We start from the raw sequence: 18,171 nt of genomic DNA on the forward strand, positions 1-18,171 counted from the left end.
GGAAACGATCATGCCCATCCTGAACGTCAAAGTCAGTGCCCAGCGTTCTGCAGAAATGACGCAGAAGATCTCCTCCACGCTGCTGGAACTCACCTCCCGCATCCTGGGCAAGGACCCGAAGGTAACGGCCATCGCCATCGACTATGTAGACCCGGAAGACTGGATAGTCGGCGGGCAGACGCTGGCCGCACAAGGCAAGAACAGCGTCTATTTCGACATCAAGGTGACGGACGAAACGAATACCAAGGCGGAGAAGGCGCAATACATCGCCGAGGCGTTCACGGCTTTTGCTGAGCTACTCGGCAATCTGCATGAAGAGAGCTATATCTATGTGCAGGACGTTCGCGCCGCAACTTACGGCTACGGCGGCAAGACGCAGGAGTACCGCTACCAGCACGCGTAAATGTGCCGGTCGCACCGCCCCCACCCAACAAAGAACAGGTGAAATCATGAACCGCATGAGCGCTTTCTTCGCGGCCAGTTGGCTGGCCGCCGCCTTGCTGTACTTTGGCCAACATTCGTTGCCGCTGACCGCGCTCTCGGGTGTGGTGTTGCTGGCTGGCTTCGATCTTCTGCGTCCGTGACGCTTCAGCGCGTGCGCTGTTGCGCCCGGTATTGCAGGGGGCTGCAACCCTGGCCGGCAGAAAACGCGCGGCTCAGTGCGCTGACACTGCCGTAACCGCATTCATCGGCAATGTGATCGAGGGGCAGTCGGCCCGTGCGCAGCAGAAACGCTGCCAGTTCCAACCGCAACGCCGCCACGTAACGCCGCAGGTTGCTGCCCGTGGCGGCGGCAAAACGGCGCGTCAAGGTTCGCTCGCTCATCGCTGCCTGGGCTGCCAGTTCCGCCAATCCGGGCGGCACGGCCAATTCCCGCTCCAAGATTTCCTGGATGGCCAGGATGGCCGCATCGCCGTGGCGCTTGAACTGCGCCGTCCACACGGCCATGTGCTCGTACGACGGGAGGGATTGCGTGAGCGCCGTGCGCAACATCCGGCGAGAGGCGCCCACCCCACAGCAGTGATCGATGACGTACGCGCAGGCGTCCACGGCGGGGTTGATGCCGCTGACGGTGATGATGCGGCCATCCACTGCCAGAGGCTGGTCCGGCGTATAACGCACGTCGGGAAAATGCCGGGCAAACCAGGCGCGCTCACTCGCCAGCCCGGTCGCTCTACAACCATCCAGCAGTCCAGCCTTGGCAAACAGCGGCGCCGCGTTCATGCCAACCACCAGGGCGCCGGCGTCATAGCGCGTGCGCAGCCAACCGGCGATGCGCGCCTCTTCCACGTCCAACGCCGCCTCCGGGGCGAACTGTGCGGGAACGATCACGACGTCGTAAGCGGTATCGACCAGTGCGGCCGTGGCGGGTACGGGCATATCGCCAAAACTCGATACGGGGGCACCGTCGGCGGACAGCAGATCGATGTCGAAGAGCCGACTGCCCATCACATCCACGCTGCGCGCCTGCATGGTGCCGGCCACCAGCAGCATCTCTTGAGTGAGAAACACGTAGCCGGCAAACAGGCGAGGCGGCAGCAGAATGGCGATGCGGGCCCGCGCGTGCACACCGTGGCGTTTGGAGGCTGCTTTCGGCTGGCGCTTCATGTCAATAAAGTGGCTATCTGGATCAACCGGAATTGTCGCGGCCTTGTTGAAATACGGCAACCCATCCGCCGCCGATCCAGAGCCGCCATCAGGAGCCGCCATGATTGCCCGCACGCTGTTCGACGCTGAACACGACACCTTCCGAGAATCCGTCCGCCGCTTTATCGACGCCGAAGTCCTGCCCCACCACGAGCGCTGGGAAGACCAGGGCTACGTCGACCGCGCCATCTGGGAGAAGGCGGCCGCCGCCGGCTACCACTGCGCCAGCATGCCCGAAGCCTACGGCGGCGCTGGTGCCGACATTCGCTACAGCACCGTGCTGATGGAAGAGATTGCCCGTGCGGGCGCCACGGGCCTGGGCTTCGGCCTGCACTCGGAAATCGTCGCGCCCTATCTGTTGCACTACGGCAGCGAGGCATTGAAGCAGCATTACCTTCCCAGACTGGCGAGCGCAGAGATGATCGGCGCGATTGCCATGACCGAACCCGGCGCGGGCTCCGACCTGCAAGGCGTGCGCACCACCGCAACGCGTAGCAGCGACGGCAGCCACTACGTTCTCAACGGCTCAAAGATCTTCATCACCAACGGCTGGCACGCCGATATGGTGATCGTGGTGGCGCGTACCACGCCCGAAGGCGGCGCCAAGGGCACGAGCCTCTTCGTGGTCGACACGAGCATGGAGGGCTTCAGCAAGGGCAAGCGCCTGAAGAAAGTTGGCATGAAAGCGCAGGACACCGCCGAGCTGTTCTTCGACAACGTGCGCGTGCCGGCCGGCAACCTGCTCGGCGAGGAACACCGCGGTTTTGCCTACCTGATGCAGGAGCTGCCGTGGGAGCGCCTGCAGATTGCCATCGGCGCTATCGCTTCGGCCGAGGGCGCGCTTGAATGGACGCTGCGCTACGTGCGTGAGCGCCAGGCCTTCGGCAAATCCATCCTCGATTTCCAGACCGCGCGGCACGCACTGGCGGAACTGAAAACCGAAGTGCAGATTGGCCGCGTGTTTGTTGACCAGTGCATCGCGCTCAAGCTGGCCGGCAAGCTTGATGCCGCCACCGCATCGATGGCCAAGTACTGGACCACCGACCTGCAATTCAAGGTGATGGACCGCTGTGTGCAACTGCACGGCGGCTACGGCTACATGTGGGAATACCCCATCGCCCGCGCGTGGCGCCGATTCGCGCGTGCAGCAGATCTACGGCGGCACCAACGAGATCATGAAAGAGCTGATCGCCCGCACCCTTTAACGAGCACGACCTTCAGGACGCAACGCTATGGAAGCCTATATCTACGACGCCGTTCGCACCCCGCGCGGCAAAGGCAAGAAGGACGGCAGCCTGCACGGTGTGACGCCGCTGCGCCTGGCCGCAACTGCCCTGCGCGCCATCCGCGACCGCAATCAGCTCGACACATCGCTCGTGGATGACGTGGTGCTCGGCTGCGTGGAACCCGTGGGCGAACAAGGCGCGTGCATTGGCCGCGTGGCAGTGCTGTCAGCCGGCTATGCCGAGACGACGGCCGGCGTGCAGATCAACCGCTTCTGCGCCTCGGGCCTGGAGGCCTGCAACATGGCCGCCGCACAGGTCATGGCCGGGCAGAGCGACTTCGCCATCGGCGGCGGGGTGGAGAGCATGTCGCGCGTGCCGATGGGCGCCAGCGGTGGCGCATGGCCGGTCGACCCGGCAGCCGCGATCCCGCTGTACTTCGTGCCGCAAGGGGTATCGGCCGACACCATCGCCACCAAGTGGGGCTACAGCCGCCATGACGTCGACGCATACGCCGCCGAGAGCCACCGCCGTGCGCATGCAGCCAGCACCGCCGGCTGGTTCACGGGTTCCATCGCGCCGGTGCGCGACCAGAACGGCCTGACCATCCTCGACCGCGACGAGATGATCCGCCCGCAAACCACCGTCGACACACTCGCGCAGCTCAAACCCTCGTTTGCGGAATTGGGCGAGCAATACGGCTTTGACGCGGTGATCCGCCAGCGCTATCCAGAGCTTGAGCGCATCGAACACGTGCACCACGCGGGCAACAGCTCGGGCATCGTCGATGGCGCCGCGGCTGTGCTGATCGGCAGCCGCGAGGCCGGCAAGCGCGCGGGCCTTAAACCGCGTGCGCGCATCCGCAGCTTTGCGAGCATTGGCTCGGAGCCGTCGATCATGTTGACCGGCCCCTCCTACGCAGCAGAGAAGGCGCTCAAGCGCGCCGGTATGTCTGCATCCGACATCGACCTGTACGAACTCAACGAAGCCTTTGCCTCCGTCGTGCTGCGCTTCATGGAGGTGCTGGCCGTGCCGCATGACCGCATCAACGTGAACGGCGGCGCCATTGCGATGGGCCATCCGCTCGGCGCCACGGGCGCCATGATTCTCGGCACGCTGCTCGACGAGCTGGAGCGGCGTGGAGCGAGCACGGGCCTCGCCACGCTGTGCGTCGGCGCCGGCATGGGCACCGCCACCATCATCGAACGCGTTTAAGGAGCGTGCTGACATGATCGACATCACCCTCGACACCGACGGCATCGCCACGCTGACGTGGAACCAGCCGGGCCGCGCGCAGAACGTGCTTAACGGCGAAACCTGCGCCGCCTTCTTTGCCGCCATCGACCGCGTGTGCGCGGATGCAAGCGTCAAGGGCATCCTCGTCACTTCCGCCAAGGCGGATTTCATTGCCGGCGGCGACCTCGAATGGCTGCAGGCCAGCGACGATGCAGCCACGTTGTTTGAACGCACGTGCGAGCTGCACCGCATGCTGCGCAAGCTGGAATCCTGCGGCAAACCCGTGGCCGCCGCACTGCCAGGCTCCACGCTGGGCGGCGGGCTGGAGATTGCGCTCGCTTGCCACTACCGCGTGGCGGCCGACAACGCCCGCGCGCGCTTCGGCCTGCCAGAAGTCACGCTCGGCCTGTTGCCGGGTGGTGGCGGCACGCAGCGTTTGCCGCGCTTGATTGGTGTGCAGAAAGCGCTGCCGATGCTGCTTGAAGGCAAGCGCATCAAGGCTGCTGAGGCGCTCAAGCTCGGCATTGTCGATGCGGTCGTCAACGCGGGCGAAGAAGCCGATGCTGCGCGCGCGTGGCTGCTGGGCGAAGGCCAGACCCGCGCGAAGCAACCGTGGGACATCAAGGGCTACAAGGTGCCCGGAGGCGGCATCTCCAGCCCCGCCGTGCAGCAGCTATTCACTGCGGCCAACGCCTTGCTGCGGCAGAAAACCTACGGCAACTATCCGGCAGCGGCCAGCATCCTGTCGTGCGTGTACGAAGGGCTCATCACCGATCTTGATACGGGCCTCAAGACCGAGGCACGCTACTTCGTGCAAGCGGTGCTATCGCCGGAGGCCCGCGCGATGATCCGTACCCTTTTCTTCAGCCTGAACGCGGCCAACAAACTGGCCGCGCGTCCCGCCGATGTGCCGGTGCGTCGCTACGCCAAGGTGGGCGTGTTGGGCGCGGGCATGATGGGCGCCGGCATCGCCTACGTCACGGCCAAGGCCGGGCTGCCCGTCGTGCTGCTCGACACCACGCAAGAAGCCGCCGAGCGCGGTAAAGACTATTCGCGCAAGCTCGTCGAGAAACAGGTACAGCGCGGCCGCCTGCATGCCGACCAGGCTGAAGCGCTGCTCGCGCGCATTCAGCCCACCACGTCCTACGCCGACCTGGATGGCGCGGGCCTCGTCGTTGAAGCCGTGTTCGAGCAGCGCGACATCAAGGCCGACGTCACGCGCCAGGCCGAGGCCGTGCTGTCCCCCGATGCCATCTTCGCGTCCAACACGTCCACGCTGCCGATCACGGGGCTGGCCGAAGCAAGCCAGCGGCCGGGCAACTTCATCGGGCTGCATTTCTTCTCGCCAGTCGACAAGATGCCGCTGGTGGAGGTGATCGTCGCCCGGCAAACCACGCGGGCCACGCTGGCGCAGGCGCTCGATTACGTGAAAGCCATCGGCATGACGCCCATCGTGGTCAATGACAGCCGCGGCTTTTATACGAGCCGCGTGTTTTCGACCTACGTGCTCGAAGGCCTGGCGATGCTCGCCGAAGGCGTGGCGCCTGCGCTGATCGAAAACGCCGGGCTGCTGGCCGGCATGCCGGTGGGGCCGCTTGCGCTGATCGACGAGGTTTCCAGCGAACTGATCCACAAGGTCAACCAGCAGACCCGCGCCGACCTCGGTGTCGCCTACATCGAGCGCCCGGGTGAAGCCGTGGCCGAGCGCATGGTCGCGCTGGGCCGCATCGGCCGCAAAGCCGGCCAGGGCTTTTACGACTATCCGGAAAGCGGCAAGAAAACGCTGTGGCCCGGGCTGGCGACCGAATACCCAGAAGCCGCCGCGCAGCCCGACGTGCGGACGCTGGTCGATCGCCTCATCACCGTGCAGGCCGTGGAAACGGCACGCTGTCTGGATGAAGGCGTGGTGACCGACCCGCGCGATGCCGATGTGGGCGCGCTGCTGGGTTGGGGATTCCCGGCATTCCGGGGCGGACCGGTGTCGCACATCCATCGGATGGGGGTAGGCGCCTTTGTCGAGCTGTGCGACCGGCTGGCTGCGAAACACGGCCGCCGGTTCACGCCGCCCGCACTGCTGCGTGACATGGCAGATAAAGGCACCGCGTTTTACGAGCGCTGACCTCTCCAGCACCGCGCGAGCCAAGTTCGCGCGGTGCCTCACACGGCAAGCGTTGCGCCCAAGCACCAACCCGGGTGCCGCCCAGGGTTGCCCACCCAGAAGCAAACGATTGCGCATCCAGGCGTTGATCTGACCGTTCGGCTTAAGACACATGTGCTTCGCTCCGATATAGAGTGGAAGGCACATAAAATTGCCGACATCAGGCACGCTGCGCGCGTGCCCGAGCCAACTGGACACGCAAACGCTGGAGTGGGGATGCCCGCAGAGCAATCGAAGGGTTCTTCTGATGGCACGACTGATAACACGCCCGAGCAAGGATGGCGGCAGAGGCTGCTGTCGCCGCTGAACGTCGGTGCGGCGATGGTCTTGTTGTTCATTTGGACGTTCACGTTCCATCAACTCACGCAAGAACGCGACAGGCTGATCCGTGATGCGCAGGCGCGCACCCAGGTTGAAGCCCGGGCATTTGGTGAGTACTCACTTGGCAGCGTGCGGCGCGTGTCCGAGTTCCTGCTCGATCTGCGCGCGAGCTGGCTGTCCGGTCGCGACGTGTTCGAGCACGTCATCCACGAACGGCAGGAGGCGGTGCGCGACCTGACCTTCCAGGTGGCCGTGATCGACGAGAACGGAATGCTGGTCTACTCCAGCATCGGCCCCACAACAGAACGCCTCGACCTGAGCCAGCGCGAGCACTTTCGCGTGCACAAGGAATCGGGCGGACGCGACGTGCTGTTCATCAGCGACCCGGTGCAGGGCAAGGTCTCGAAAAAGTGGTCGATCCAGTTCACGCGCCCCATCCTCAGGGCTGGGCAGTTTGCCGGTGTGGTCGTGGTGTCGGTCAGCCCGGAACAGTTCGCCAGCTTTGCGAATACGCTTGCGATTGGCAAGGACGGGGCTGCCACGATCATCCGCGAGTCTGGGCAGGTCCTGGCCCGCGTGCCCAACCCGACCGCGGGTATCGAAAAACCGCCGCGCGCCCGGCAGTTCAACAAGCCGGGTGCACTGGGAACAGGTAACTACCGCGTGGTATCGGGCACCGACGGCGTGGAGCGCATCATCGGCTATCACCATGTGCCCGAGATCGGGCTCTACTTCCTGGTGGGCGAGTCGGTGGCCTCGGTGCTGGCGCCTTACGACGGCTATCGGCGCACTGCGCTGGTGGAGGCGGCCGGCTCCACCCTGCTGCTCGCGCTGCTGTATTTCACGCTTCGCTACCAGGGGGCCGAGCGCAAGCGGCACATCGAAGAGATGCGCCTGGCCTCCATGGTCTATGCATCGAGCAGCGAAGCGATGATGGTGACGACGCTTGATGGGCGCGTGATCGACGTGAACCCTGCCTTTACCGTCACCACGGGCTATTCGGCGCAGGAATTCAAGGGTCAGTCCAGCGACGCCATCCGCTCCGAATGCAACGAGCGGGCTGTGATCGAAGCCATGCGCGAGGGCGTTGCAACCAAGGGGTCGTGGAGCGGCGAATACCTGATCCGCCGCAAGGACGGCAGCGAATTCCCCGCGCTGCTCACGATCGACACCTTTGCAGACAGCACGCTGGGCGAGCCACGCCGGGTTGCGCTCATCCACGACATGACGGAGAAGAAGCGCGCCGAAGAGGTGATCTGGCGGCAGGCGAATTTCGATGCGCTTACCGATCTGCCAAACCGGCATATGTTCTACAACCGCCTGCGGCAGGAGATTGCGCGGGCGCGGCAGACGTCTACACAACTGGCGTTGCTGTTCATCGATCTGGACCGTTTCAAGGAAGTGAACGACACGCTCGGCCATGACCAGGGCGACGTCCTGCTCAAGGAGATCGCCCGGCGCATCTCCGCCATCGTGCGCGGCACCGATACGGTCGCGCGGCTGGCGGGCGACGAGTTCACCATCATCCTTCCGGACCTGTCCGATGCCGGGGCGGTCACGCCCATCATTCGCAGCCTGCTCGCGCGCATTGCCACGCCGCTGCAGCTTGGCCAGGAAAGCGTGGAAGTGTCGGCCAGCATCGGGGTGGCGCTGTACCCGCGCGATGCCGACACTGCGGAATCGTTGCTCGTGCGCGCAGACCAGGCCATGTTTGCGGCCAAGAGCGCGGGACGCAATCAATGGGCCGTCTTTACCCCGGCCTTGCAGCGTGCCGAACAGGAACGCCTGCGCGTGACCAGCGACTTGCGCGTGGCGCTCGCGCACGGGCAGCTTGCGGTGCACTACCAGCCCATCGTCGATCTGCTCACGGGCAAGGTCCGCAAGGCAGAGGCGCTGATCCGCTGGACGCACCCCGTGCGGGGCGAGATCGATCCGGCGGATTTCATTCCGGTGGCTGAGGACACCGGGCTGATCGTCGAGATCGGCAAATGGGTGCTGAACAGAGCGCTGGACCAGCTCACGCACTGGCAGGCCACGCTCGACAACACGATGCAGGTGTCGGTCAACAAGTCGCCGTTGGAGTTCCGCGCGCACCAGTCGAGCACCGAATCGTGGCCCAAGGTGGTGGAGCGCCGGGGGCTTCCGCCGCACAGCCTGGTCGTCGAAATTACCGAAGGCTCATTGATGGCCGACAGCGCGGAGGTGATCGAGCACCTGCACGAATTCCGGCGCGCGGGCGTGGACATTGCACTCGACGATTTCGGCACGGGGTATTCGTCGCTCTCGTACCTGAAGCGCTTTGATATCGACTACATCAAGATCGACCAGTCATTCGTGCGCAGCCTCGCGCACGACCCAAAAGACATCGCACTGTGCAGCGCCATCGTAAGCATGGCGCACGCGCTGCGCATCAAGGTCATTGCCGAAGGGATTGAGACCGAGGAGCAGAAGGCGATCCTGGTGGCGGCGGGCTGTGACTACGGCCAGGGCCACCTCTTCTGCCCGCCGGTGCCGCCCGCCGCGTTTGAAGCCTTTGTGGCCAAAAGCCAGCTTGCCGAAACCTAGGTACCACGGCGCAGGCCGCTTCGATCATTCGGCCCGTATGGCTTGCAGCAACTAGACGCCCCGGGCCGCACGTGAACCCGCGCCCACCACGGTGCGGTTCTTGCCTTCGTGCTTGGCCTGATACAGCGCAAGGTCGGCGGCTTCGATCAGCGTGGTGGTCGGCACGTCGTGCACCGGATTCACCAGCGCGCCGCCGATGCTGACCGTTACGTAGTCGCCAGTGGACGAATGCAGGTGCGGCACCTGCAGGGTCTCGATCGCACCGCGGATCTTCTCTGCCAACTGCTTCAACCCCTCGGCACTGTTGCCGGGGAGCACGACGGCAAACTCCTCTCCGCCAAAACGCGCCGCCAAGTCACCAGGGCGGCCCAGGCACGCTTCCACCGTGCTACCGATGCGCTTGAGCACCTCGTCCCCGGCCACATGGCCGTAGGTGTCGTTGTAGAGCTTGAAGTTGTCGACATCGATCATCAGGAACGACAGCGTCGTGCCCTCGCGTGCGCCGCGCCGCCATTCCGCGCTCAGGTATTCGTCGAGATAGCGGCGGTTGGCCAAGCCGGTCAGGCCATCGGAGTTGGTCAGGCGGCGCAGTTCCAGATTGGCTTCGAGCAACTGCTGCTGCGACTGGCGCAGCGCGCGGTACGCCTCGTCACGCTGCAGCAGGTTGACGTACGAGCGCGAGTGGTAACGGATGCGCGCCAGCAATTCGATGCGGTCCGGCAATTTGACAAGGTAGTCGTTGGCGCCCGCTGCAAACGCAGCGCTCTTGATGACCGGCTCCTCCTTGGTCGACAGCACGATGATCGGCACGTCGCGCAGCACCGGGTTGGCGCGATAGTCGCGCACCAGCGTCAGGCCGTCGGTGCCCGGCATCACCAAGTCTTGGAGGATGACGGTGGGACGCGTCTGGATGGCGGCGATCATCGCCTCGTCCGAGCGCGCGCAGTAGTGGAAATCGATACGATCTTCACTGCTCAGCGCCTGACGAATGGCCTCGGCCACGATGGCCTGATCGTCCACCAGCAGCACCATCACTGGCACATCGGCAGCTGCCGGTGTACGCAACAGCGCGCGTGCGGCCTCCAACGCGGCTTCCGCTGCAGGCATGGGCTTATTCTGGTCAGCACCATCCGGATGATCCGGAATCTCAGGTGGTTGGTTGGTCATGTGATGCTCCCCGTTTCTGGTTATGTGTGTCATGGCGATGGCTCGTGCGTGCTTCAGGCGCGCACGAGCGCGATGAGTTCGTCGGCGATGCGGTCAAGCGGCAGGATGGCGCGCGCCGCATCCAGCGCAGCCGCGGCCTTGGGCATGCCGTACACCGCGCTGGTGGCCGCGTCCTGCGCGATGGTGTGGTAACCCTTGGCGCGCATTGCCTTCAGGCCGATGGCGCCGTCGCGGCCCATGCCCGTAAGCAGTACACCGATGGCGTTGCCCCGCCAGTGCTCGACCACGCTGTGGAAGAACACGTCGACCGACGGCCGATAGGGCGTGCTGGCCGGCTCATGCGTGTAGCCGAAGGTACCGCCGGACAGCACATGCATGTGGTCATTGGTGGCCGCGAGCAGCACCTCGCCTGCATGCGGGCGGTCGCCTTCCACGGCCACGCGCACTTTCAGGGCAGTCTGGCCGTTCAGCCATTCGGCCATCCCGGCTGCGAAGGCCTGGTCAACGTGCTGAACCACGGCAATGCCCGCGGCAAACTCCGCTGGAAGTTTGCCCAGCACGGCGGCCAGCGCGGTGGGCCCACCGGCAGAGGCGCCGATGGCCACCAGAGGCACCGCGCCATCACGCGCGGGGGTGCCCGCACACGGCCTCGGCACCACGGGTTTATCCAGCAGGCGGCCGATCTGGTCGATCTTGGTAAGCAGCGGGTGGTTGGCGCCGGCATCCGGACCGCCGCCGAGCGTGGGCGTATCCACGGCGTCCAGCGCACCGGCGCCCATCGCCTCGTACACGCGCCACGCGTTGGCACCCACGCTGCTGGTCACCACCAGGATCGCGCACGGGTTGCGCGACGCCATGATCCGTCGGGTGGCTTCCACGCCATCAAAGCGGGGCATGATCAGATCCATCAGCACCACGTCGGGCGGCTGCGCAGCGCAAAATTCCACGGCCTGCGCCCCATCGATCGCCACCCACAGCACGCGGTGCTCGGGCCGGCGTGCGATCGTGCGGCGCATGGCTTCAACGGCCAGCGGCATATCGTTGACGATGCCGATATTCATGTCCGCGCTTCTCCAATCAGGTCGCGCACTGCGTCGAGCAGCGCTTCATCGTGGAAACTGCCTTTGGCGAGGTAATAATCCGCGCCGGCATCCAGGCCACGGCGGCGGTCTTCCTCGCGGTCCTTGTAGGACACCACCATCACGGGCAGCGCCTTGAGCGCGGCGTCGCGCTTGATGAGCGTGACAAGTTCGATGCCATCCATGCGCGGCATATCGATGTCGGTAACGACAAGGTCGAAGTCTGCGCCGCGCAAGGCGTTCCAACCGTCCATGCCGTCTACGGCCACGGTGACGGCGTAGCCGCGTTTTTCCAACAGCTTGCGTTCCAGCTCGCGCACCGTGAGCGAATCATCCACCACCAGCACGTGCTTGCGCTGCTGCACGGTCACGCCCTGCCCACGCTGCACCTTGTCGAGCTGGCCGCCGCGCACGAGCTTGTCGACTGAACGCAGCAGGTCGTCGACATCGACGATCAGCACGGCATCGCCGTTTTCCATCAGCGCACCGGCGGCAATGTCACGCACCTTGCCAAGCCGAGCATCCAGCGGCTGAACCACCAGCATGCGCTCGCCCAGGAAGCGGTCGACAGCAATGCCGTATGTCTCCGCGCCCTCGCCGATGACGACCACCGGCACGCTCTCGCGCGCTTCGCCCGGGGGTTGCGTACCGAGCAACTGGTGCGCCGTCACCAATCCCGTCGGGCGGCCCTCGAAGCGGAAATGTTGCTGGCCTTCGAGCATGTCGATCTCGGCGCGGGCCAGCTCAAGCGTGCGCCGCACGTAGGCCAGCGGAAACGCATACGCCTCGCCGCCCACATCCACCAGCAAGCTGCGGATCACCGATAGCGTGAGCGGCAACTGCAGCATGAAGCGCGTGCCACGCCCCGGCTCATTGTGGATGCGGACGGTGCCACGCACCGCCTTGACCATCTCGTGCACGGCATCGAGCCCGACACCACGTCCGGACACATCCGTCACCTGCTCGCGCATCGAGAAACCCGGCAGCAGCAGGAAGTCGAGCAACTCGTGATCCGACAGGCGGCTGGCGGTCTCGGCATCGGACAGCCCGCGCCGTACCACCGCTGCACGCACCGCCTCCAGGTCGATACCGGCGCCATCATCTGCCACGGTAATCAGCAGTTTTCCCGCGCTGTGGCGCGCTTCCAGCGTGATGCCGGCTTCCGCTGGCTTGCCTTGTGCCTCGCGGCTTGCGGGCGTTTCCACGCCATGGTCGACGGCGTTGCGCAGGAGGTGGCCAAGCGGTGCGTCAAGCATGTCGAGAATGTCACGGTCGACCTGCGTGGCCTCACCGACGATGGTGAAGCGCACCTGCTTGCCCAGTGAGCGTGCCAGGTCGCGCACCACGCGCGGGTAGGCATGCGTAGCATCGCCGAACGGCCGCATGCGGCACTGCAATGCCTCGTCGTACAACTGCTGAGCAAGGTGTGTGCTGCGCCGATCGAAGCGGTCAAGATCGTCGATGTGTTCGCCCAGCGTCTGCTGCATGTGGCTGAGCATCTGGCGCACGTCGTTCAGCGCAGCGTGCATGTCGGCGTCGGCATGCCGGTCGAGCCGCTCGACCAGCGTTTCGTAAAGCGTATCGAGCGCCAGCGCTGCCGCACGGTGCGTGCGTTTGACGCGCAACATCGATTCGCCAAACGGCTTGAGCCAGCGAGACTCCACCAGCGATTCACCCGACAGGCTCAGCAGACGATCGAGGTTGTCGGCGCGCACGCGCAGCATGCGATGCGAATCGCTCGTGCTGCCGATGGGCGCACGTTGCCGTGCGGGTGCAGCGGGTTCGGGTGGCGGCACCGGAGGCGTAGAGAGCGCCGTCACCTCGGCATTGAGCAGCGCCATCGCGGCCTGCAGCGTGGCGTCTTCGGTGGCGGGCTCCGGTTCGGCAAACGTTGTAGCTGCGCGTGCGGCGGCGGCGCTCTCCGGCGCGGAAAACGCAGCCAGCACGGCATCGACCTCCGCTCGCGGCACCTGACCGCCCGTAGCAGGCAGGCCGACACGCAGCAGAAGATCGGTGCCACGCAGCAGCACGTCGATATGCGCAGCGCTGAGTACCAGCGTGCCGTGCTGCGCTGCTACGAACCATTCTTCCATGCGGTGTGCAACGTCTACACCGTCCTGCAGGCCGACGATGCGCGCCGCGCCCTTGAGCGAATGTGCCGCACGCATGCAGGCTTCGAGCGCGGCGGCATCGGCGGGCGTACGCTCCAGCGTCAGCAGTCCGGTGGACAGCACACGTGTCTGCGTCTGCGCTTCTTCATGGAACAGCGCCAGCAACGATTGGCGGCCCAGATCGTCATCCATGCTCATCGCAGGCTCCGGGCAATCGAGTCGAACACGCGGTCGGTATCAAGCAGGCCAATGGTGGCATCGCGCCACGCCAGCACGCCGCGTGCGTGGGCCGTGGTCGCGTGCGTGAGCGTGGACGGCACCGGCAGCAGCGCGGTGGCCGGAAAGCGCAGCACGCCTTCCACTTCATCCACCGGGAAGACGGCCGGTTCATCGCGGTGTGCAGCCACCAAGAGCCGCGCATAACCATTGCGCCCGGCGTGCTTGCTGCCCGCTTGATCCAGCCCCAGCAACTCGCCAAGCGACACCGCCACCGTCAGCGCCCCGCGAATATTGACCAGCCCCAGCACCACCCGGTTACGCCGATGCGGCAACGTGTGGATGGCGCGCGGTGTATCGATCTGCCGCAGCGCGGTTGCCGGCAGCGCGAGCCATTCGTCGGCGATACGGAATGCGAGCACGGCCAGCTCCGCGCCCGCCTGCTCCAGCGTACGCAGCGGCGCGGCAGTGCGATGCGCCAGCGCCGCGGTTTCCAGGTCGGCATCGCTCAGCGCGCGATCCAGCAGCGCAGCGGCCCCCTCTTCAAAGATGGGGCAGTTCAGGCAGCGCGCGTACTCAGGCAGGCGCGGGCAGGATTGATCGCCACGCGTGCCGATGCGGTTCCAGCAGTCATCAACGAGCGTGGTAACGCCCGCGTGGTCATGGACGGCGTGCGCCATGCGTTCCTCGTGAGTGCTCCGGGGTTCCGGAGAGTGCAGATGGGGTCTTGTCCTGGCGCGCCAGGGCGCGCTCCGCACGCAGCATGAGCTGGCGTGCGCCCACGGTATCCCCGGCAACGTCGAGCAGCGCGGCCAGGTGGGTCAGCGCTTCGTAATGCGCGGGTTCGAGGTACAGCGCCTTGCGGTAGAAATTCCCCGCATCTGCCTGGCGCCCGCGCGCATCGGCAATCAGGCCGAGGAGGTAGAACGTATCGGCTTCGGGTGCGCGCAGGTTGGCGATCTCCAGCGCCACACGTTCGGCTTCGTCAAGATTGCCGGCGTCGGCCAGCCGCCGTGCGTCGGCCACGGTGGGCGGCTCGCGCAGCACGGTGTCGATCTCGGGAATGGTCGGACGCGACGGCCGCTCGGCAAGGCTGGGCCCAGGATTGTGCCTGGAGGGCGCAGGCGCGCGCACCGCTACAGGGCGCACAGGCACCGACGGCAACGCCACGCCGGGCAACCCCACCACCGGAGCCGCATGCTCGGGCGGCAGTGGCAAGCGAAACGGCAACGGCGCCCGAACACCTGTTTCACTGGCCGCCGTGCGTTGAAACGCAAACGCCAGCGGAATGCGCGCAGAGCTCATCGCATGACGCATCATCAGGCCCGTTTCAGCGGGGCCGACGAAAATCATGCCGTCTTCCGCCAGCTGGGAATCGAGCCGGCGAATCGCCTGATCCTGCGCATCGCGGTGGAAGTAGATCAGCACGTTGCGGCAGAAGATGAAGTCGTAGCGTGTGTCATCGGCCGGTGCGTCCGACAGGTTGGCCTGAGCAAAGCGCACCAGCCCGCGCACGGTGTCGCTCAACTGCCAGCCGCCGTCGACGTCGGTGAAATGCCGGTCGCGGAAGGTCAGCGGGTGGCCTCGAAAAGCATTGCGCCCGTACACCGCACGCCTTGCCTGTTCAATGGCGCGCGCGCTGATGTCGATCGCGTCAATGGTAAAGCGCGCGGGGTCGATGCCTGCATCGAGCAAGGCCATTGCCGCGGAATACGGCTCTTCACCGGTCGAGCACGGCGCACTCAGAATGCGCAGTACGCGCATCGGCTCGCGCGCAAGTTTTTCGCCCACCACGCGGGCAAGCGTGACGAAGGCCTCGCGGTCTCGGAAGAACCACGTCTCGGGCACGACCAGCGCTTCGATCAGGGCCTGCCGTTCTTCGGGGGCGGTGTTCAGGCGCAGCCAGTACGCGTCCAGCGCCGCTGCGTCCACGGTGTTCAGCATGCCGCGCTCGGCCAGCATTGCGCGCGTGCGGTCCAGCACGGCGCGCTCCAGCGTGTTCGCACCAAGCGACGGCGCGTCAATGCCCGTCTCGTGCGAGAGCCAGGCTTCAAAGCGGGGATCAACGGCCACCATGACGATCAGCCAACGGTGGCCGGAAACAGCAACGCACGCACGCGCGCGTCGAGCATCGCCTCGGTATCGACCCGCTGCACGAGGCCATCGCCCAGGCTTGCCACGGAACCGAGCCAGCGCGCATTGGGCGTGGCGACACCGCTGTCGGCAAAGTGCGCATCATCGATACGTCGCGTGTGCGTTGCGTGCTCGAGCATCAGGCCCAGCAGCGGTGCCTCGTCGCCACGGATGGCGGATTCATAGCGCACCAGCACCAGACGCGTGGAGCGCAACGGCCGCGCACGGCGGCCCAAGGCAAGCTGCGGCACGTCGATCACCGGCACGGGCGCGCCATGCCGTTCGATCACGCCCGCCACCCACGCTGGCGCACCCGGAATCGACTTGGTGGCGGCCAAGGGCAGCACTTCAGCAATCTGCGCCACGTTGAGCGCATAGCGGTCGCCATCGAGCTGGAACAGGAGATAAAGCATGGCGATTCTCGCTACAGCAAAAACACCTCAATGCGGATGCGCGGCGGGTCAGGCTTCGATCTTGAAGCGCGACACGCCGGTACGAAGCTGGTTGGCCACCAGCGTCAGGTCATCAATCGCCTGCGACGACTGGCGCAGCGATTCCGCCGTCTGCTGCGCGGCTTCGGACAACTGCGACAGCGCCTGCGTAATCTGCTCGGCGCCGGTGGCCTGCGTCTGCATGCCCTCGTTCACCATCTGGAAGCGCGGCGCCAGCGTCTGCACTTCGGTAATGATCTGGGAGAGCTGCGTGCCGACCTGCTGCACGTCACGCATACCGCGTCGCACCTCTTCCGAGAACTTGTCCATGCCCATCACGCCTGCGGAAACGGCCGACTGGATTTCCTTGACCGTCTGCTCGATGTCGTAGGTGGCAACCGCCGTCTGGTCAGCCAGTCGGCGGATTTCCGTGGCCACCACCGCAAACCCACGGCCGTACTCGCCAGCCTTCTCCGCCTCAATAGCCGCGTTGAGCGACAGCAGGTTCGTCTGGTCGGCCACCTTGGTGATGGTCGACACCACCTGGTTGATGTTGGTCGCCTTTTCATTGAGGATCGCCAACTTGGCGTTGACCGAACCTGCAGCTTCCATCACGCCGCGCATGGTGTCTTCCATGCGCGTGAGGCCGCTCTGGCTGGCACCGGCCAGCGTGGCGGATTGCTCGGCCACGCTCGATACCTCGTTCATCGTGCGCAGCAGATCGCGCGAGGTGGCAAAGATCTCACGCGAGGTGGCGCCGATCTCGGTGGTCGTCGCGGCGGTCTCGGCGGCGGTGGCCTGCTGCTCCTTGGAGGTGGCGGCAATCTCGGCCACGGACGTCGTCACCTGCAGGGAAGATTTCTGCGCCTGCGACACCAGGCTCGCCAGCTCTTCGGCCATGCGGTTGAAGCCTTCTTCCAGCGTGCCGAATTCATCGTTGCGGCGCAAATCGAGCCGGCCAGACAGGTTACCGGTGCGCATGTCATCGTGCGCATCCACCACACGGGCCATCGGCACCGTAATCGCCTTGAACAGCGCATAGCCCAACGCCAGCGCGGCGAGCAACACCACGCCAAGCGCCACGGCCAGCGTCACCTCGGTGCTCTGTACGGAGCTGCGAATCTGCTGCGCCGATTGGTCGGCTGCTGCGCGGTTGTCGGTCACGAGCTGTTCGGCAACCTTCACGGCCTCTTCCCAGGCAGGAATGGCACGTTGCGCCGCAACCTGTGCAGCCGGCCGGGATTTGGCCGCCTGTTGCACAGCGTCGTTGAACATGACCAGGTATTTGTCGATGGCGGCGCGATACACGCGGAACCGCTGGCGGTCATCCTCGCGGAAGATGGTGGCATCGTAGGCGGTCGAGTATTGATCCAGCTCCCGCACGCTTTTGGTCGCACGGTCCAGGTCGCGCCGCACGGCATCTGCATCGGTATCGACAAACAATGCACGTTCGAGCATCGCCTGGCTACTGCGCGTTGCCGCGCGCAGCGATGTCGACAAATACAAACCCGGTACCGAATCGCGCTCCAGGCTCATGGCCTCTTCGTCAATCGCGCGGAGCCGCGTGTACGACACCGCCGCCATGATGACCATCAAAATGAACAGCACACCGAAGCTCAAGACGATGCGGTTGCCGAGTGAGAAGCGGCCGCCGCGAAGCATGCCTGACAGGGTTGCGTTGCTGATGCGGGGCGTCGCAGAGACCATGTTTGAAACCTAGAAGAAACCGACAAGAAAGCCGTGGCGAAAAGGACGTGAAAGCGGCCCAGAGCGCGCCACACAGGAGTGTATGGAATGGTAAAGGAACGTATCGGTCACCGGAACCGAAACCTGTGTGATTCCGCGTCAATACAAGGGTAAGCCCCTGCCGGGTCAAGGGTGAAG

The 18,171-nt window shown here is 65.3% G+C and carries 13 protein-coding genes and 1 pseudogene; 6 read left to right on the top strand and 8 right to left on the bottom strand.

Annotated elements, in window-relative coordinates; all coding sequences use genetic code 11:
* The first annotated feature begins 10 nt into the window (after positions 1 to 10).
* Entirely contained in the window at positions 11 to 403 is a 393-nt protein-coding gene (locus tag ACCD03_RS01140; protein WP_413410578.1) for a tautomerase family protein, read from the top strand.
* A gap of 46 nt (positions 404 to 449) precedes the next feature.
* Positions 450 to 584: a hypothetical protein gene (locus ACCD03_RS01145; RefSeq protein WP_004632518.1), complete on the top strand. Its 135-nt coding sequence runs from the start codon at positions 450 to 452 to the stop codon at positions 582 to 584.
* A 4-nt stretch (positions 585 to 588) separates the two neighbouring features.
* Here the strand turns inward: ACCD03_RS01145 and ACCD03_RS01150 are convergent, their stop codons facing one another.
* On the bottom strand, positions 589 to 1,608 hold the full coding sequence (locus ACCD03_RS01150) for a GlxA family transcriptional regulator (protein WP_413410683.1): 1,020 nt from the start codon (positions 1,606 to 1,608) through the stop codon (positions 589 to 591).
* A 100-nt stretch (positions 1,609 to 1,708) separates the two neighbouring features.
* Here ACCD03_RS01150 and ACCD03_RS01155 point away from each other — a divergent pair.
* The 4 genes and pseudogenes from ACCD03_RS01155 (at position 1,709) to ACCD03_RS01170 (ending at position 9,150) form a co-directional block, all read left to right on the top strand.
* Positions 1,709 to 2,852 (top strand): annotated as a pseudogene (locus ACCD03_RS01155) (acyl-CoA dehydrogenase family protein).
* Between the two features lie 27 nt (positions 2,853 to 2,879).
* Positions 2,880 to 4,085 carry an acetyl-CoA C-acetyltransferase gene (locus tag ACCD03_RS01160; RefSeq protein WP_413410579.1) on the top strand — a complete coding sequence of 402 codons (1,206 nt, stop codon included), beginning with the start codon at positions 2,880 to 2,882 and terminating at the stop codon, positions 4,083 to 4,085.
* Positions 4,086 to 4,098: 13 nt separating this feature from the next.
* Positions 4,099 to 6,225, top strand: a complete 2,127-nt coding sequence (locus tag ACCD03_RS01165) for a 3-hydroxyacyl-CoA dehydrogenase NAD-binding domain-containing protein (protein ID WP_413410580.1) — start codon at positions 4,099 to 4,101, stop codon at positions 6,223 to 6,225.
* 255 nt (positions 6,226 to 6,480) lie between these two features.
* On the top strand, positions 6,481 to 9,150 hold the full coding sequence (locus tag ACCD03_RS01170) for an EAL domain-containing protein (protein WP_413410581.1): 2,670 nt from the start codon (positions 6,481 to 6,483) through the stop codon (positions 9,148 to 9,150).
* 51 nt (positions 9,151 to 9,201) lie between these two features.
* Here the strand turns inward: ACCD03_RS01170 and ACCD03_RS01175 are convergent, their stop codons facing one another.
* From ACCD03_RS01175 to ACCD03_RS01205, 7 genes are all read right to left on the bottom strand, one after another.
* Positions 9,202 to 10,257, bottom strand: coding sequence for a diguanylate cyclase domain-containing protein (locus tag ACCD03_RS01175; RefSeq protein WP_045205921.1), 1,056 nt, complete (start codon positions 10,255 to 10,257; stop codon positions 9,202 to 9,204).
* Positions 10,258 to 10,370: 113 nt separating this feature from the next.
* Complete coding sequence (locus ACCD03_RS01180) at positions 10,371 to 11,378, bottom strand: chemotaxis response regulator protein-glutamate methylesterase (RefSeq protein ID WP_413410582.1); 1,008 nt, start codon at positions 11,376 to 11,378, stop codon at positions 10,371 to 10,373.
* Positions 11,375 to 13,705 carry a hybrid sensor histidine kinase/response regulator gene (locus tag ACCD03_RS01185; RefSeq protein WP_413410583.1) on the bottom strand — a complete coding sequence of 777 codons (2,331 nt, stop codon included), beginning with the start codon at positions 13,703 to 13,705 and terminating at the stop codon, positions 11,375 to 11,377. The genes ACCD03_RS01180 and ACCD03_RS01185 overlap by 4 nt, the downstream gene beginning before the upstream one ends.
* On the bottom strand, positions 13,702 to 14,403 hold the full coding sequence (locus ACCD03_RS01190) for a chemotaxis protein CheW (RefSeq protein WP_413410584.1): 702 nt from the start codon (positions 14,401 to 14,403) through the stop codon (positions 13,702 to 13,704). The genes ACCD03_RS01185 and ACCD03_RS01190 overlap by 4 nt, the downstream gene beginning before the upstream one ends.
* Entirely contained in the window at positions 14,384 to 15,799 is a 1,416-nt protein-coding gene (locus ACCD03_RS01195; RefSeq protein ID WP_413410585.1) for a CheR family methyltransferase, read from the bottom strand. Before ACCD03_RS01195 ends, ACCD03_RS01190 begins: the two co-directional genes overlap by 20 nt.
* A gap of 5 nt (positions 15,800 to 15,804) precedes the next feature.
* Complete coding sequence (locus ACCD03_RS01200; RefSeq protein ID WP_413410586.1) at positions 15,805 to 16,269, bottom strand: chemotaxis protein CheW; 465 nt, start codon at positions 16,267 to 16,269, stop codon at positions 15,805 to 15,807.
* A 48-nt stretch (positions 16,270 to 16,317) separates the two neighbouring features.
* On the bottom strand, positions 16,318 to 17,994 hold the full coding sequence (locus ACCD03_RS01205) for a methyl-accepting chemotaxis protein (protein WP_413410587.1): 1,677 nt from the start codon (positions 17,992 to 17,994) through the stop codon (positions 16,318 to 16,320).
* Positions 17,995 to 18,171: the final 177 nt, after the last annotated feature.

This window comes from Ralstonia sp. Ralssp135, assembly GCF_047304345.1.
Classification (GTDB): Bacteria; Pseudomonadota; Gammaproteobacteria; order Burkholderiales; family Burkholderiaceae; genus Ralstonia; species Ralstonia chuxiongensis.

Coding starts and splice junctions, on each gene's coding strand:
- ACCD03_RS01175 (WP_045205921.1), bottom strand. CDS start 10,257: ATGCCTGCAGCGGAAGCCGCGTTGGAGGCCGCACGCGCGCTGTTGCGT.
- ACCD03_RS01150 (WP_413410683.1), bottom strand. CDS start 1,608: ATGAAGCGCCAGCCGAAAGCAGCCTCCAAACGCCACGGTGTGCACGCG.
- ACCD03_RS01195 (WP_413410585.1), bottom strand. CDS start 15,799: ATGGTGGCCGTTGATCCCCGCTTTGAAGCCTGGCTCTCGCACGAGACG.
- ACCD03_RS01170 (WP_413410581.1), top strand. CDS start 6,481: ATGCCCGCAGAGCAATCGAAGGGTTCTTCTGATGGCACGACTGATAAC.
- ACCD03_RS01200 (WP_413410586.1), bottom strand. CDS start 16,269: ATGCTTTATCTCCTGTTCCAGCTCGATGGCGACCGCTATGCGCTCAAC.
- ACCD03_RS01180 (WP_413410582.1), bottom strand. CDS start 11,378: ATGAATATCGGCATCGTCAACGATATGCCGCTGGCCGTTGAAGCCATG.
- ACCD03_RS01190 (WP_413410584.1), bottom strand. CDS start 14,403: ATGGCGCACGCCGTCCATGACCACGCGGGCGTTACCACGCTCGTTGAT.
- ACCD03_RS01145 (WP_004632518.1), top strand. CDS start 450: ATGAACCGCATGAGCGCTTTCTTCGCGGCCAGTTGGCTGGCCGCCGCC.
- ACCD03_RS01160 (WP_413410579.1), top strand. CDS start 2,880: ATGGAAGCCTATATCTACGACGCCGTTCGCACCCCGCGCGGCAAAGGC.
- ACCD03_RS01205 (WP_413410587.1), bottom strand. CDS start 17,994: ATGGTCTCTGCGACGCCCCGCATCAGCAACGCAACCCTGTCAGGCATG.
- ACCD03_RS01185 (WP_413410583.1), bottom strand. CDS start 13,705: ATGAGCATGGATGACGATCTGGGCCGCCAATCGTTGCTGGCGCTGTTC.
- ACCD03_RS01140 (WP_413410578.1), top strand. CDS start 11: ATGCCCATCCTGAACGTCAAAGTCAGTGCCCAGCGTTCTGCAGAAATG.
- ACCD03_RS01165 (WP_413410580.1), top strand. CDS start 4,099: ATGATCGACATCACCCTCGACACCGACGGCATCGCCACGCTGACGTGG.